A 16,031-nucleotide genomic window follows, 5' to 3' on the forward strand; every position below is an offset into this window, starting at 1 on the left:
AGAGACAGCCATGAGTGACAAGCCCGCCAATAAGTACCCGGTTAATTTGCTGGACACCCCCTTCCCAATGCGGGGCGATCTGGCAAAACGCGAGCCGGGCTTTTTGAAACAATGGCAAGACCAGCAGCTGTATCAAAAGCTGCGCGCCAAAGCCAAAGCGGAAAATCGCCCCTCATTCATGCTGCACGATGGCCCTCCGTATGCCAACGGTGACATCCACATCGGACACGCCGTAAATAAAATCCTGAAAGACGTGATCATCAAGGCCAAATCGCTGTCAGGCTTTGATGCGCCCTACATTCCGGGCTGGGATTGTCACGGCTTGCCGATCGAACACCAGATCGAAAAAATCGTTAAATTCGATAAAGACGCGGTTAAAAACAACCCCGACATCCACGCCCGCATCGTGGAATACCGCAAAGCCCATGGTCTGGATGAAAAAGAAACCCAGCTGCCGGCTTCATTCACCCGCGAGCTGTGCCGCGCTTATGCCGCCAAACAGATTGAACGTCAGAAAGTCGACTTTATCCGTCTAGGCGTATGGGGCGACTGGGAAAACCCATACCGCACCATGGATTTTGGCACCGAGGCCGAAATCGTGCGCACGCTGGGTAAAATCCATGCCAACGGCTACATGCGCCGCGGGCAAAAACCCGTGCACTGGTGTGTAGACTGTGGCTCGGCGCTTGCCGAAGCCGAGGTGGAATACGAAGACAAAACCTCCCCCGCCATCGACGTGGGTTTCCGTGTAGTGGATACCGCGGCCTTGTCGCAAGCCTTTGGTGGCGTGCAGGTGGGCGAGCAAGCGGCTTACGCTATCATCTGGACAACCACACCATGGACCCTACCCGCCAATCAGGCGGTGTGTTTGTCGGCTGAGCTGACTTACGATCTGATCGCCACAGAAAAAGGTCTGCTGATTCTGGCACGCGAGCTGGCCGAAGCCGCGCTGAAACGCTATGGCATTGATGCCAACGAAGTGATTGCCCAGGCCAAAGGTGCGGCGCTGGAAGGCTTGCAACTGCAACATCCATTCTTTGCTCGCCAAGTGCCGATCATCTTGGGTGAACACGTCACCACCGATGCCGGTACGGGCTTGGTTCACACCGCGCCAGCGCACGGGGTAGAAGACTATCAAGTGGGCCTGAAATACCAACTGCCAACTGAAAATCCGGTCGGCAATGATGGCCGCTATATCAGCAGCACCCCTGCCATGAATGGTGAAGTGGAGCTGGCTGGCCTCACCGTGTGGAAAGCCAACCCCTTGGTGCTGGAAGTCCTGGCAAGCAACAATGCGCTGTTTGCCAATGAAAAACTGCTGCACAGCTACCCACATTGCTGGCGCCACAAAACCCCGATTATCTTCCGTGCCACCAGCCAGTGGTTCATTTCTATGGATCAGCCAGGCCACGAAGGTGTCTCGCTGCGCAGCAAAGCCAATCAGGCAGTAGATGCCACCGAGTTTTTCCCGGCTTGGGGCCGCGCGCGTCTCACCGCCATGATCGGCAATAGCCCGGATTGGTGTATTTCCCGCCAGCGCAACTGGGGTGTGCCGATGACCTTCTTTGTGCACAAAGAAACGGGCGAACTGCACCCACGTTCAGGTGAATTGCTCGAACAAGTTGCCCAGCGCATCGAAGCGCAAGGCATTGAAGCCTGGTTTAGCTTGGATGCCAGCGAGCTCTTGGGCGATGAAGCCAATGATTACGTCAAACTCAAAGACACGCTGGATGTGTGGTTTGACTCTGGTGCCACGCATTTTGCGGTGCTTAAAGCGCGTGGCCTGCCTTGGCCAGCCAATCTGTATCTGGAAGGCTCGGATCAACACCGTGGCTGGTTCCAGTCATCAATGAAAACAGGTTGCGCCACCGAAGGCCGCGCGCCGTATGATCAGCTACTGACACACGGCTTTGTAGTTGATGGCAAGGGCATGAAAATGTCCAAATCCAAGGGCAATGTGATTGCGCCGCAAACCGTCATCAACCAAATGGGCGCCGATATGCTGCGCCTGTGGGTGGCCAGCACCGATTACTCAGGCGAGCTGTCGATTTCAGATGAGATCCTCAAGCGCACCACAGACAGCTATCGCCGTCTGCGCAATACACTGCGCTTCTTGCTGGCTAATCTGTCTGATTTCTCGGCCGCCCAATTGCTACCGGTGGAGCAGCTGACCACACTGGATCGTTACGCTCTTGCGCAGCTGGGCAACTTCCAGCAGACCGTACTGGGCTTGTATGACAAATACGAATTCCACCTCGCCGTGCAGGAAATGACCAGCTACGCCTCGGAAGAGCTGGGCTCGTTCTATCTGGACATCATCAAAGATCGTCTGTACACCATGAGTGCCGATAGCCTCGGCCGCCGTTCGGCGCAGACGGTGCTGTGGCATATCACCGAAACGCTGGTACGCCTGCTCGCGCCTATTACATCGTTCACAGCGCACGAGGTATGGGAAGTGCTGCACGGCACCGAGACCGAAAGCGTCTTCCTGGATCGCTGGTATGCCGTACCGGGCGTGGCCGATGCTGACCAACTCGCAGCGCAATTTGCGCTGGTGCGTGATGTACGCGCTCAAGTGCAAAAAGACATCGAAGTCTTGCGCGCCAGCGGCCAGCTGGGCTCAAGCCTGCAAGCCGAAGTCAGCATCAAGGCCGCAGGCGACACACTGGCCGCCTTGCAAGCACTGGGTGGCGAGCTGAAATTTGTACTGATCACTTCACAGGCTAGCGTCGCCGCTGGCGAGTTTGCCATCGAGGTATTGCCTTCAAGCTATGAGAAATGCGAGCGTTGCTGGCATTACCACCCTACCGTATCTACGGTAGCTGGCCACACCACGCTGTGCGCGCGCTGTGATGACAATCTGCACGGCCAAGGCGAGGTGCGCGAGCATGCCTAAGCTGTTCACGCCGCGGTTCAGCGCTTTTCTCGGGCTGGCCGCGCTGGTGCTGTTACTCGATCAGGTGAGCAAACACTGGATTGAGGCAGTATTCGAGCTGTATCAGGTGCATGAAATCATTCCCGGTTTCTTTAACCTGACCCTCGCCTACAATCCGGGCGCGGCCTTTTCGTTTCTGGCTGATGCCGGTGGCTGGCAGCGGCACTTTTTTACGGGCCTCGCGCTAGTGGTGTCGGTAGTGATTGTGTTTTTGCTGAAAAAACACCAGCACGAGCCGCGCTATGCCACCGCGCTGGCATTAATTCTGGGTGGTGCGCTCGGCAATGCGATCGACCGGATGATCTTTGGTCATGTGATCGACTTTATCCAGCTGCACTATCAGCAACGCTGGTTTTACCCCGCGTTTAATATTGCCGATTCGGCCATTTGCGTTGGCGCCGCTTTATTGGTGATCGACAGCTTTAAAAAGGAAAAAACCGCATGAACATCATCCTCGCCCAGCCACGCGGCTTCTGTGCCGGAGTGGATCGTGCGATTGCCATCGTCGAAAAAGCGCTCGAAAAATACGGCGCCCCGATCTACGTGCGCCATGAAGTGGTGCACAATAAATTCGTGATCGAAGATCTAAAAGCCAAAGGCGCGATTTTTATCGAAGATTTGGCCGATGTGCCGGCCGGCAACACGCTGATTTTCTCCGCGCATGGCGTATCACAAGCCGTACGCGCGGAAGCCGCCGAACGGGGGCTGACGATTTTTGATGCGACCTGCCCGCTGGTGACCAAGGTGCACTCCGAAGTCAAACGCCTGCGCGAGCAAGGCTTTGAAATCGTAATGATCGGGCACAAAGGCCACCCAGAAGTCGAAGGCACGATGGGCCAAAGCGAAGGTGGCATGTACCTGGTGGAAGACGAGCAAGATGTGCTGAATCTGCAAGTGCGCAATGCCGAGCAACTGGCCTACGTCACCCAGACCACACTCTCGGTGGACGACGCGCAAGTAGTAATCAATGCCTTGCGGGCACGCTTCCCGGCGATTGTCGGCCCGAAGAAAGACGATATCTGTTACGCCACCCAAAACCGGCAAGATGCGGTAAAACAGCTGGCCAAAGACATTGATATTCTGATCGTGGTGGGCTCGCCCAATAGCTCCAATTCCAATCGCCTGCGCGAAGTTGGCGCGGGGCTTGGTATCGCCGCCTATATGGTCGACAACGAAACCGAGCTCAAAGCCGAATGGTTTGCCAGCCAAGGTCGTGTCGGCATTACGGCTGGCGCCTCGGCACCGGATGTATTAGTCCGCCGCGTGATCGAGCAGATTCAGGCCTTTGGTGCCACCACGGTCGAAACCATGCCCGGCGTGGAAGAAAACGTCATTTTTGCCCTCCCGAAAGGCTTGGTTTAAGCATAAATTATCCGCCCAACGCCACGTCACTGACGTGGCGTTTTTTATTGGGCGCAGCGCTTTGCTGCTCTATACTTTCGTCTACCTGCCCTCTGGTTCGCCCGTATGGAAAAACTGACCAACCCGACCGATATTGCCCGCGAAACGCTCAAGCAATTGGCGCTCCGCCGCATCGTCCCCAGCCCGGATCATTATCAGTCGATTTATCACGAAATCGCGCAAAGTAGCGAGGAAGAACGGATTCATCCTGGTCTGCGCGAGCTGATTCAGGCACTGGATGGTAGCGAGCATCCCGATGCCAAGCGCCAGCTTGAGCAACTTAAACGCCTTATTAAACGCGAAGAGTGGCAGCCATTACTCGATCAGATTATCCGCTGCTATAACCTGCAGCACGGCAGTGCCGACCTGGCCCGCAACTGGGCCGATCTGATCAAAGATCTGATCCTGCAGTGGGATTTACGTAACCCCGCCTACCCCCCTAGCCGCAAGCGTGAAGCACTGGATAAAGTGCTGATCAATTTTGGCAGTGACAGCAACGAACTCAATCAAAAGCTCAGCGGCCTGATTACGGCCTGGGGCGAAACTGGCATTGATAGTGGGCTGAGCAGCGCCGAGGCTAGCGAGGGCAATGTGCCCGCCGCATCCACTACACCAGCCGAGGGGGCTGCCTATGGCGGCATTAACTGGCAGGACTGGCGCGATGCCACGGTTACCGCATTAGAGCTCGGCCTACAGGCGCGCCTTAGCCACAACCCAGATCTGCAGCAGGAAACGCAAGCAATGGCGGGTGAAGCCCGTGCGGTGAGCAATGCTGCCGAGATGGATAAATGGCTACCGCGCTTGCGCAAATTCTGGCTCAAACTTGAGCTGCAGAACGATCAGGAAGACCGACTCTGCGATGGGCTGATGCGCCTATTACGCCTGCTGACCGACAATATGGCCGAGATCGTGGTCGACGATGAATGGGTGCGCGGTCAGATTGCCGTGGTGCAAACCATCATGGCCCAACCGCTGGATATGCGCGTGCTATACGACGCCGAAGCCGGCCTCAAAGAAGTGCTGTATAAGCAAAGTCAGGTAAAGCACAGCCTGGTTGAAGCGCAATCGGTCTTGAAAGACATGCTGGCGACCTTTATCGATCGCTTAAGCTTTATGTCTGAAAGCACCGACACCTATCACGAGAAAATCAGTGGCTATGCCGAGAAAATCACCGTTGCCAACGATCTAACCTCCATCCGTCATGTGATGGAAGATCTGCTGCAAGATACTCGCAGCATGCAGCTGGATGTAATGCGCTCGCGTGATGAGCTGCGTGAAGCGCGCAAACAGGCTGACCTCGCCCATTCCCGCGTGCTTGAATTAGAAAAAGAGCTCACCGCGCTAAGTGATAAAGTCCGCGAAGACCAACTTACCGGCGCCCTCAATCGCCGCGGACTAGAAGACGCCTATCAGATCGAAACTTCACGTGCCCTACGCAGCCATACCCAGTTTGCCGTGGCGTTGCTGGATATTGATAACTTCAAAAAACTCAATGATGGCATGGGCCATGCCGCGGGTGATGCGGCGCTCAAGCATTTAGTGGCAGTTGTGAAAGATTTGCTGCGCCCCACCGATACCGTCGCCCGCTATGGTGGCGAAGAATTTGTGGTGCTCATGCCGGACACCAATTTGGCCGCGGGGACCATGATTATGCAGCGGGTGCAGCGTGAGCTCACCAAGCGCTTTTTCATGCATGACAACGAAAAAGTACTGATCACCTTTAGCGCAGGCATTACCTTGGCCGAGCCCACCGAAGCGCGCGATGCGGTCCTCAAGCGTGCAGATGAAGCCATGTATCGGGCAAAGAAAAACGGCAAAAATCGGGTGGAACAAGGCTGAACGAGCCACAAACAAAAAGGACGCCACGGCGTCCTTTTGCATACCCCTACCTAGTATAGCCCGCTAGAATAGTTCTTCTGAGCTTGCTACGGCAGTACCCAGCTTAGCCACCACGATGCCGGCCGCCTTATTCGACCAATCCATCGCTTCTGGCAAATCCAGCCCCGCCGCCATCATTAAGCCCAGCGTGGCAATGACCGTATCGCCCGCCCCTGAGACATCAAACACCTCACGGGCTTGGGTGGGTTTGTGTACCACTTGATCCGCTTTGAAGAGGCTCATCCCTTCTTCGCTGCGCGTTACCAGCAATGCCTGCAACTGCAATTGCTCGCGCAGAGCTTGAGCTTTGCGGGTAAGTTCTGCCTCATCGTGCCAACTACCCGCCACTTGCTTGAATTCGCTACGATTGGGAGTGAGCAAAGTAGCGCCTGCATAAATGCTGTATTCATCCCCTTTCGGATCGACCAGCACCGGTTTGCCTGCTTCATTGGCGGCCTGAATCATGGCCTGTACGTGCGATAGGCTGCCTTTGCCATAATCGGACAAAATCACCACATCAATATCCAGCAACGAGGCTTTGAAATCATCGAGCTTCGCGGCCAGCACTTCGTGGCTGGGCTTGTCTTCAAAATCGATGCGTAGTAATTGCTGTTGACGTGACAACACTCGCAATTTGACGGTGGTGGAGATCTCGGCATCGCGGTGCAGGCCCGTTTCTACCCCAGCCTGCTGTAAGAGTTTTTCCAGACTTGTGCCCGCCTCGTCATCACCAATCACCGACAAAAGCTTAGCCTGACCACCCAGCGCCACGATATTTCGTGCCACATTCGCGGCACCACCGGCGCGCTCGTCACTTTTAGTAATCCGTGCAACCGGCACCGGGGCTTCAGGCGAAATCCGCTCGACATCGCCAAACCAGTAGCGATCCAGCATCACATCACCGACCACCAATACGCGTGCCTGCTTTACCTGCTCTTTTAACTGCATTGGCTTACCCCAGCAAAGATGCCTGAATGGCTTGTAGCGTCGCCAGTGGGTCGGCACTTTGCGTGATCGGACGGCCAATCACCAGATAATCCGCTCCAGCCACAATCGCGGCGGCAGGCGTCATCACGCGGTTTTGATCATCCAAGGCCGCATCGGCTGGGCGAATGCCCGGGGTAACCAATTTAAAATCTTGCCCGCAAGCAGCCTTTAATAAGCTGGCTTCCTGCGCAGAGCACACCACGCCATCAAGACCGCAGCTTTTGGTCAATTTTGCCAGACGCTCTACCTGCTCGGCGGGGCTGCAGTGCAAGCCAAGCTCTTGCAGGTCTTCGGCTCCCATGCTTGTTAAGACGGTAACCGCAATCAGTAGCGGCCGTTGGCTGAGCTTATCCAGCGTTTCGCGGGTGGTTTCCATCATTTTGCGGCCACCACTGGCGTGCACATTCACCATCCAGACACCCAGATCAGCGGCCATTTTGCAGGCTTGCGCAACAGTATTCGGAATATCATGAAATTTTAGATCAAGAAAAACTTCAAAGCCTTTGCCCGACAATTGCTCCACCAGCTGTGGGCCAGCGGCAGTAAACAACTCTTTACCCACTTTCAAACGGCACAGTTGCGGGTTTACACGCTCAGCAAAGGCCAAAGCACCAGCGGCATTAGGATAATCCAGTGCCACCACAATACGAGGATCAAGCGTCATATTTAAAACCAAACAGAAATTAGAATTAGCAGAGCGAGCAATCAATGATTAGCCGTACGGCGTTTGCCGCGGATCGGCGCATAGGTTTCCCAGCCATTACAACCGGGACAATGCCAGAAGAATTGGCGGGTTTTAAAGCCGCATTCATGGCAGTAATACATCGTGTGTTCGCGGGTGTTGTCGTGCAGCAGTTTGCCGATGAGTTCGATTTCTGGCTTTTGCTCATCGGGCGCCACCAGCAGATGAGCCTCCAGCAATTTGCGCAGCCCGGACATCGTTGGCGTCTCACGCAGGCGTTCACGCACAAAGTCGTGCGCCGCCTCCACGCCATCTGCGGCAATAATTTGCTCGTACAAGAGATCAACAATATCCAGCTCCGGATACCGCGCCAGATAGCGCCGCAGCAGTGCCACGCCCTCGGCCGCCTGCCCCATTTGGGTGTAAGCATGCAAGACCTGCTTGGCAGCCAAAGTTAAATATTGTGGATCTTGGTTTTCAATCGCCAACCATTCATCCAACGCTGCTTGCGCACTGCCTTGGGCCAGCAAGATCTCGCCGCGCATCAGGCGCGAGCGCACACATTGGCGATGAATCTGTAAAGCCTGCTCCAGAAAACCATTCGCCGTATCTAACTCTTTACGCACCAAGGCCGATGCTGCCAATTCGCAATAAAATTGGGCAATTTCATGCTGATAGCTGTGGCTTTCATCGCGTAATTGCTGGGCAATCTCAATGGCTTTGAGCCATTCGTGTTCTTGCTGATAAATTGCCAAGAGCTCGACTAAAGCGGCGCGTGCCGCACCGGTTCCGGATAATTCATGTAGCAAGTTTTCAGCACGATCAAAGAGCCCTGCCTTAATAAAGTCGATCGCCAATTCAAGCTTGGCTTTTTCTTGCTGAACGTCACTTAGATCACGCCTGGCGAGCAATTTTTGGTGCATGCGAATAGCACGCTCCAATTCGCCACGCCGCCGGAATAAATGCCCGAGCGTGAATTGCAATTCAATGGTTTCTTCATGCTGCTTGGCAATATCGACATAAATCTCCACGGCCTTATTGGTTTCACCCGATAAGAGGTGATTCAGGCCTTTGAAATAAGCCGCCGGCAGCGATTTACTTTGAGCAATAACGTGTTTGATATCGACCCGGGCGGCAAGCCAGCCCAAGCCAAAAAAGGCTGGCAAAATTACCAGCCACCAGAATTGGATTTCAATCATTGATTAGATCGCGTCTTTTGGTTGAATCAGGGGGGAGTCAGTGAGTGGCGCAGTAATCGGCGCGAGTTGTTTGTTTTCTTTGCGCAATTTCACCAGCTCGCGACGCAGACGAAATACCTGGCTAAAACTCGCCAGCAAGCCAAACACCACGCCCAGCACGAAAAACACTAACAAAATCATGGCCAAAGGGGCATTCCAGACATAACCAAGGAAAAAATGCAGATCGACGGGAACAGCGTTATGCATGGCAAAGCCAAACAACAACACAAAGATCAGAAATTTAACGATCCAGCCCAGATATTGCATCGTAATACTCCCCTTGTTATCTGCATTCCATTGTAGCCTAAATTAGCACTGGGTTTACCAAGCACAATAAAAAAGCGGCCTCCGCAGAGGCCGCTTTGGGTAAAGCCACTCAGATTACAGCTCGAAATCGACCCGCTCTCTCAGCTCTTTGCCTGCTTTAAAGTGCGGCACAAACTTTTCCGGTACAGCCACTTTCGTGCCTGACTTTGGGTTGCGCCCCACCCGTGGCGGGCGATAGTTCAAGTCGAAGCTACCAAAACCGCGAATCTCGATGCGTTGGCCTTGCGAAAGGCTACGGGCCATGGCATCGAGCATTGTCTTCACGGCCAACTCTGCATCTTTGGCAACCAGCTGTGGATAGCGCTCGGCCAGTCGTGCGATGAGTTCAGATTTGGTCATATCCTACTGCGATTCCTATGCAGGATTATTCAGCAGAACCTGACAGCTTAGCTTTCAGCAGCGCGCCCAAGCTAGTGGTACCAGCGTTAGCGTCTGTTGACAGTTTGCTCATTGCTTCGCTTTGCTCAGCGCTGTCTTTAGCTTTGATTGACAGGTTGATCGAACGAGTTTTGCGATCCACGTTGATGATCATCGCTTCAACTTCATCACCTTCTTTCAGAACGGTGCGGATGTCTTCTACGCGATCACGTGAAACTTCAGTCGCACGCAGGTAGCCTTCAACATCATCCGACAGAGTCACTACGGCGCCTTTCGCGTCCAGTGATTTAACCGCGCCTTTAACTACGGCACCTTTGTCGAATTGAGAGATGAAGTTGTTGAATGGATCACCTTCCATCTGTTTGATGCCGAGGCTGATACGCTCTTTCTCTACATCGATAGACAGAACGATGGCTTCAACTTCATCGCCTTTCTTGAAGTTACGCACGGCTTCTTCACCAGCCACGTTCCAAGACAGGTCAGACAAGTGAACCAGACCGTCGATACCACCAGCCAGACCCACGAACACACCAAAGTCAGTGATCGATTTGATCGCGCCTTTGATTTTGTCGCCTTTCTTGTAGTTAGCAGCGAAATCGTCCCATGGGTTAGCCATGCACTGTTTCATGCCGAGGCTGATACGACGTTTGTCTTCGTCGATATCCAGAATCATCACTTCAACTTCGTCGCCCAGCGCTACTACTTTCGATGGGTGAACGTTTTTGTTAGTCCAATCCATTTCAGAAACGTGTACCAGACCTTCGATGCCTTGTTCGATTTCAACGAACGCGCCGTAGTCGGTCAGGTTAGTTACTTTACCGAACAGACGAGTGCCTGATGGGTAACGACGTGACAGACCCACCCATGGATCTTCGCCCAGTTGTTTCAGACCCAGAGATACACGGTTCTTGTCTTGATCGAACTTCAGAACCTTAGCTTCCAGCTCATCACCCACTGACAGAACTTCAGATGGGTGTTTAACACGGCGCCATGCCAGGTCAGTGATGTGCAACAGACCATCAATACCGCCCAGATCAACGAACGCACCGTAGTCAGTAATGTTTTTAACGATACCTTTAACGATCGAGCCTTCTTTCAGGGTCTCGAGCAGTTTCTGACGCTCTTCACCCAGAGAGTCTTCCAGTACCGCACGACGTGATACCACCACGTTGTTGCGTTTGCGATCCAGTTTGATCACTTTGAATTCAACTTGCTTACCTTCGTAAGGCGTAGTGTCTTTCACTGGACGGATGTCTACCAGAGAACCTGGCAGGAAGGCACGCAGGCCATTTACCATCACAGTCAAACCACCTTTGACCTTGCCGGAAATAACACCGGTCATGATCTCGCCGCGCTCCAGGCAGTCTTCCAGCTCGATCCAAGAAGCCAGACGTTTCGCTTTTTCGCGAGACAGCTTAGTTTCACCGTAGCCGTTTTCCAGGCTGTCGATGGCAACAGGTACGAAGTCACCAACTTTAACGTCAACTTCGCCGCTGTCGTTTTTGAATTCGTCCAGCGGAATCAGAGATTCTGATTTCAGGCCAGCATTTACAGTGACAAAGTTGCTGTCGATCGCTACAACCTCAGCGGTAATCACTTCACCAGCGCGCATTTCTTGGCGGGTGAGGCTTTCCTCAAACAGGGCTGCAAAGCTGTCCATAGTAGCGGTAGTCATTATGTGGAAAATTCCATTTGCCGGTCGCTTGCGCGCGCGTCACACAATGCAAGAACGGCGGGTTAAGTTAATAAAAAAGGCCAGCAGAATCAGTCCGCTGGCAGGACGCGCGTCCATGTAAAAATGGATTTACACAGAATCCGCGCATTCTACAGATTTTCTCTCTTGCGATCAAGCCCTTAGCGGTCTTGCCACCAAGCCAGCACCTGCTCAACTGCGGCATCCGCAGTCAACTCGGTCGTATCCAGCAGCAAGGCGCCTTCGGTTTGCGCCAGCGGCGCTACGCTGCGCGCACGATCCCGTGCATCGCGCGCTTCCAGATCAGCGGTAATCACCGCCAAATCAGCCGCCTCACCGCGTGCCTGAAGCTGCTTAAAGCGCCGCTCGGCCCGCGCAGCGGCTGATGCGGTCAGAAAGACTTTGAGCTTGGCATCGGGAAAGACCACGGAACCCATATCGCGACCATCGGCCACCAGCCCCGGCGCCTTGGCAAAGGCTTGCTGGCGCGCCAGCAAAGCAATACGCACTTTGGGCAAGGCGGCGATTTGCGAAGCACCCGAGCCAATTTCTTCGCTGCGTATCGCGGTGGTAACATTTTGGCCTGCCAGCAAAATCTGGTCGCCATCAAATACTACATCCAGGTATTGCGCCACAGACGTTACTGCATCTTCATCAGACCACAATACCCCCTGCTGCAATGCAGCGAGCGCAGTGAGGCGATAGATGGCACCGGAATCCAGATAATGAAAACCCAAGGTATCGGCCACGCGCTGGGCCACGGTGCCTTTGCCGGAGGCGGAAGGCCCATCAATGGCGATCACGGGAATGTGCGGCATACTGCAACTCCTTCTCCAAAACAACTCAGTCAGAACGAGCAGTTGCCCGCCCAAAAAACAAACATCCTGCAGCAAGGGCTGCAGGATGCTTTTGATCTAAAGCGAATTAAGCGCTGGCTAGAATCGCTTCAATGGCCTGCAATTCGTCAGCGCTAAAGTCTAGATGGTGGATGGCGCCAACATTTTCAATAATCTGTTCCGGCCGGCTAGCACCAATAATCACCGAAGTCACCGTTTGCAAGGCCCAAGCCAGCGCCATTTGCGCTAGCGACTGGCCGCGCTGCTGCGCCAGCAGATGCAAGGCCTGAATCTGCTGCAAGCGCACCTCCACCTTATCAGTACTTAAGAAATGATTCTGGGCATCTGCCGCCCGCGAATCTGCGGGAATACCCGCCAGATAACGATCGGTGAGCAAACCTTGCGCCAGAGGGCAAAAGGCAATCGAGCCTACGCCCTCATCGGCCAGCACCTTGGTCAGGCCGCCCTCAATCCAGCGATCAAACATCGAATACGAAGGCTGGTGAATCAGGCAAGGCGTACCCAATTCTTTGAGTACCTTCACGGCCACCGCAGTTTGCTCCGCCGAATAGGACGAAATGCCCACGTACAGCGCTTTGCCTTGGCGCACCAAACTATCGAGCGCGCCCATGGTTTCTTCTATCGGAGTGTCCGGATCAGGGCGATGCGAGTAGAAAATATCGACGTAATCGAGCCCCATCCGGCGCAGACTTTGCTCGCAACTGGCAATCAAGTATTTGCGACTCCCCAGATCGCCATAAGGGCCGGGCCACATTTCCCAGCCGGCTTTGCTACTGATAATCAGTTCATCGCGATAGCCGTGCAGATCGGTCGCCAAGAGCCGGCCCATGGTTTCTTCCGCCGCACCGGGTTTGGGGCCGTAGTTATTCGCCAGATCAAAATGCGTAATCCCCAGATCAAAGGCCTTGAGCACCATGGCGCGGCTGTTGGCATAAGGGCGATTTTCGCCGAAGTTATGCCACATCCCTAGCGACACGGCCGGCAGTTTCAGCCCGCTGCGCCCGCAGCGACGGTAAGGCATCTGGGTATAACGCTGTGGGTCGGCGACATAGCGCATAAAAATCTCCTACCGGCCAGTGGCCGCTTAGCGAAAGGTTTTGCCCCAAGCGCTGCGCGCCTGACTGGCCCGATTGATGTATTCGGTGAGCGCATCAGCTTGCTGCGCTTCGATCAAGCCAATCAGCTGCTGCAACTGCGCGGCATTGGCGCGTAAATCCTGCAAAATGGCCTGCTGATTCGCAAGGGTAATATCGCGCCACATATCCGGGTGCGAGCCGGCAATGCGGGTGAAATCACGAAAGCCGGTGCCGGCAAAATCAAGGCACTGCGCCGCAGTGTCTTTATCAAGCACCGTATTCATAAAAGCAAAAGACAAGAGATGCGGCACATGGCTCACCGCGGCAAACACGCCATCATGGCTGGCGGCATCCATCTCATACACTTGCGCCCCGCAGGCTTGCCACAGCTGGCGCACCAGCGCTAAAGCCGCAGCATCGGTCTCGGCGAGCGGCGTGAGCACCACCCGTCGGCCTTCATAAAGGCCATAGGTGGCGGCGCTAGCGCCGGACAGATCGGACCCCGCAATCGGGTGCCCGGGTACGCAACGGCTGAGTTGCTGTGGCAAATACTGGCGATACAGCGTGCAAACGTCCTGCTTGGTGGAGCCACCATCGGTCACAATGCAATCGGGGGCCAAATGCGGGGCGATTTGTTGCAACAACGCGCCCATCTGCCCCACTGGTGTCCCCAGAAAGACCAGATCGGCACCTTGCACCGCTTCCGCGGCGACATGGCTGGCGTGATCAATCACCCGCAGCTCAATGGCCCGCTGCAGATTGGCCGCATTGCGCCCAACGCCCACCACCTCTTCCACCAGCCGGGCGCGCTTCAAAGCCAGCGCAAACGAGCCGCCAATCAGGCCCGTACCCAGCAAGACCAGTTTGCGCAGTTTCATTGCTGCTCCAGCACCTTAATCAGGCTGTAGCGCAAGTTGCTGGCATCGGCCGGCGGATTGGCCACTTTTTCGATTTTGACTTTCAGGCGGTAGCTTTTGCCCGCCTCCGGCTGAAAGCCGGCAATCGAGTTATAAAAGTTTTCCCACTCGCCAGTGGCGCTGGTTTTCACCTGCAAACAATCCATTTTCATCACCCCGGCCGAGCACGGCTTAGTTTCGGGGCCAACCCACAGCTCCGCGGTGCGTACGGCAGGAGTGCGTTGCAGGCGCAACTCGCCCCCCTGACCGTCTTTCACTCGCAAAACCTGGCCTTTTTTATGCATTTGCAACTGCTCAGCGCCCTGCAGCACCTGCAAATAGGCGGTTTCAACCTGCATTTGCACTGGGGCGCACATCATCCGCGTGGTAGCCAGCGGGCCGATTTTGAGCGGATTGGCTTGCAGCTCACCATGAAAGTGGTTACAAGCGGCAAAACCACTGACACGACCATCTTCACCCACCTGCAAACTAGGGCGTTGCTTGGCATCCAGCTTGATGGCCTTGCCCGCTTGTTTGAGAGACACCAGTTCATACTCACCATTGAGCAACAATGGCTTAGATTCTGCCGCATAGCTCAGTAACGGGGTTGCCAGTGCAGCTGCCAAAATACAAGAAATCGTACGCATCAAGGTTCTCCTACAGTTCGCGGCCCAGTGCGCTGGCAATTGCGCGCAAAGTGGCCATCAGACTGGTTAATTGTTCGGCCGAGAGGGCCTGATCAGCATCGCACCAGGCTTCGGGTGGATTGGGGTGCATTTCCACCAGCAAGCCATCCGCGCCAGCCGCAACGGCGGCCTGCGCCAGTGCCGACACCATCCACGCTTTACCACCGGCATGGCTTGGATCAACGATCACCGGCAAATGCGTTTCCCGCTTCAGGACCGGAATAGCCGTTACATCTAAAACATTGCGATAAGCGGTTTCAAAGGTGCGAATACCGCGCTCGCAGAAAATAATATTGTGATTGCCACCGGCGGCAATGTATTCAGCCGCCATCAACCATTCATTAATGGTGGCAGACAAACCGCGCTTGAGAATAATCGGCTTATTGACCCGGCCCACTTCTTTGAGAAGGTCAAAGTTTTGCATGTTGCGCGCGCCAATCTGGATGACATCCACGTCGTATTCCATAAAGGTGTCGAGCATACGCACATCCATCAGCTCGGTAACCACGGGCAGATTGTGCGCGCGCGCCGCGGTTTGCAAATAATCCAGCCCCTGCACCCCCAAGCCCTGAAACGCATATGGGCTAGTGCGTGGCTTGAAGGCCCCACCCCGCATCATGCGACAACCGGCGGCGGCCACCATGGCGGCCGCATCGGCCATTTGCGGCTGGGTTTCTACCGAGCATGGGCCGGCGATGACCTGAATCTGCTTGCCGCCCAGGGGTATACCGCGCACCGAAATCACCGAGCCGGCCGGGTGCGTATCACGCGAGACAATTTTGTATTGCTTCATGATGCGGGTCACACGCTCCACCCCAGGCAGGATTTCAAAGCGCGAGGCATCCAGCAGGTCTTCATCGCCCATCGCACCAATAATAACCAGCTCCGAGCCCCGCGATACGTGCTCGGTCAGGCCACGGGCGCGGATTTCATTCACCACCGCCTGCACCTGTGCATCGGTGGCCGATAATTTCATCACAATGATCATCGTATCGCC

General features: G+C 54.9%; 15 protein-coding genes. 4 read left to right on the forward strand and 11 right to left on the reverse strand.

The window, feature by feature from the left end; translation table 11 throughout:
- Positions 1 to 10: 10 nt before the first annotated feature.
- From ileS to L991_RS07205, 4 genes are all read left to right on the forward strand, one after another.
- Positions 11 to 2,896, forward strand: a complete 2,886-nt coding sequence (gene ileS / locus L991_RS07190) for an isoleucine--tRNA ligase (RefSeq protein WP_047393695.1) — start codon at positions 11 to 13, stop codon at positions 2,894 to 2,896.
- A complete protein-coding gene (gene lspA, locus L991_RS07195) occupies positions 2,889 to 3,380 on the forward strand; it encodes a signal peptidase II (protein WP_047393696.1) in 492 nt (163 codons plus the stop codon). The genes ileS and lspA overlap by 8 nt, the downstream gene beginning before the upstream one ends.
- On the forward strand, positions 3,377 to 4,297 hold the full coding sequence (ispH, locus tag L991_RS07200; protein ID WP_028449038.1) for a 4-hydroxy-3-methylbut-2-enyl diphosphate reductase: 921 nt from the start codon (positions 3,377 to 3,379) through the stop codon (positions 4,295 to 4,297). Before lspA ends, ispH begins: the two co-directional genes overlap by 4 nt.
- A 105-nt stretch (positions 4,298 to 4,402) precedes the next feature.
- Positions 4,403 to 6,175: a GGDEF domain-containing protein gene (locus tag L991_RS07205; RefSeq protein ID WP_047393697.1), complete on the forward strand. Its 1,773-nt coding sequence runs from the start codon at positions 4,403 to 4,405 to the stop codon at positions 6,173 to 6,175.
- 63 nt (positions 6,176 to 6,238) lie between these two features.
- On the opposite strand, the gene rfaE1 is transcribed toward L991_RS07205, so the two are convergent.
- The 11 genes from rfaE1 to aroF all read right to left on the reverse strand — a co-directional run bounded on the left by rfaE1 (position 6,239) and on the right by aroF (position 16,010).
- The gene (gene rfaE1 / locus L991_RS07210; protein WP_052190704.1) at positions 6,239 to 7,162 is read right to left on the reverse strand and encodes a D-glycero-beta-D-manno-heptose-7-phosphate kinase; all 924 of its coding nucleotides are present in this window, start codon (positions 7,160 to 7,162) and stop codon (positions 6,239 to 6,241) included.
- Positions 7,163 to 7,166: 4 nt separating this feature from the next.
- A complete protein-coding gene (pyrF, locus tag L991_RS07215) occupies positions 7,167 to 7,865 on the reverse strand; it encodes an orotidine-5'-phosphate decarboxylase (RefSeq protein ID WP_047393699.1) in 699 nt (232 codons plus the stop codon).
- A 41-nt stretch (positions 7,866 to 7,906) separates the two neighbouring features.
- On the reverse strand, positions 7,907 to 9,082 hold the full coding sequence (gene lapB, locus L991_RS07220; protein WP_197053836.1) for a lipopolysaccharide assembly protein LapB: 1,176 nt from the start codon (positions 9,080 to 9,082) through the stop codon (positions 7,907 to 7,909).
- 3 nt (positions 9,083 to 9,085) lie between these two features.
- Positions 9,086 to 9,388 (reverse strand): lipopolysaccharide assembly LapA domain-containing protein, encoded by a 303-nt coding sequence (locus L991_RS07225; protein ID WP_047393700.1) that lies wholly within the window; start codon positions 9,386 to 9,388, stop codon positions 9,086 to 9,088.
- 114 nt (positions 9,389 to 9,502) lie between these two features.
- Positions 9,503 to 9,787 (reverse strand): integration host factor subunit beta, encoded by a 285-nt coding sequence (locus tag L991_RS07230; RefSeq protein ID WP_028449033.1) that lies wholly within the window; start codon positions 9,785 to 9,787, stop codon positions 9,503 to 9,505.
- Between the two features lie 25 nt (positions 9,788 to 9,812).
- Positions 9,813 to 11,501 carry a 30S ribosomal protein S1 gene (rpsA, locus tag L991_RS07235; protein ID WP_231550504.1) on the reverse strand — a complete coding sequence of 563 codons (1,689 nt, stop codon included), beginning with the start codon at positions 11,499 to 11,501 and terminating at the stop codon, positions 9,813 to 9,815.
- Positions 11,502 to 11,680: 179 nt separating this feature from the next.
- Positions 11,681 to 12,337: a (d)CMP kinase gene (cmk, locus tag L991_RS07240; RefSeq protein ID WP_047393701.1), complete on the reverse strand. Its 657-nt coding sequence runs from the start codon at positions 12,335 to 12,337 to the stop codon at positions 11,681 to 11,683.
- A gap of 106 nt (positions 12,338 to 12,443) precedes the next feature.
- Positions 12,444 to 13,433 (reverse strand): L-glyceraldehyde 3-phosphate reductase, encoded by a 990-nt coding sequence (gene mgrA, locus L991_RS07245; RefSeq protein ID WP_047393702.1) that lies wholly within the window; start codon positions 13,431 to 13,433, stop codon positions 12,444 to 12,446.
- Positions 13,434 to 13,460: 27 nt separating this feature from the next.
- A complete protein-coding gene (locus L991_RS07250; RefSeq protein ID WP_047393703.1) occupies positions 13,461 to 14,330 on the reverse strand; it encodes a prephenate dehydrogenase/arogenate dehydrogenase family protein in 870 nt (289 codons plus the stop codon).
- Positions 14,327 to 14,995 (reverse strand): META and DUF4377 domain-containing protein, encoded by a 669-nt coding sequence (locus L991_RS16490; RefSeq protein WP_052190705.1) that lies wholly within the window; start codon positions 14,993 to 14,995, stop codon positions 14,327 to 14,329. The genes L991_RS07250 and L991_RS16490 overlap by 4 nt, the downstream gene beginning before the upstream one ends.
- Before the next feature lie 10 nt (positions 14,996 to 15,005).
- On the reverse strand, positions 15,006 to 16,010 hold the full coding sequence (gene aroF / locus L991_RS07260) for a 3-deoxy-7-phosphoheptulonate synthase (protein WP_231550505.1): 1,005 nt from the start codon (positions 16,008 to 16,010) through the stop codon (positions 15,006 to 15,008).
- Positions 16,011 to 16,031 lie beyond the last annotated feature (21 nt).

Origin of the sequence: Chitinibacter sp. ZOR0017 (genome assembly GCF_000799095.1) — a bacterium.
Classification (GTDB): Bacteria; Pseudomonadota; Gammaproteobacteria; order Burkholderiales; family Chitinibacteraceae; genus Chitinibacter; species Chitinibacter tainanensis.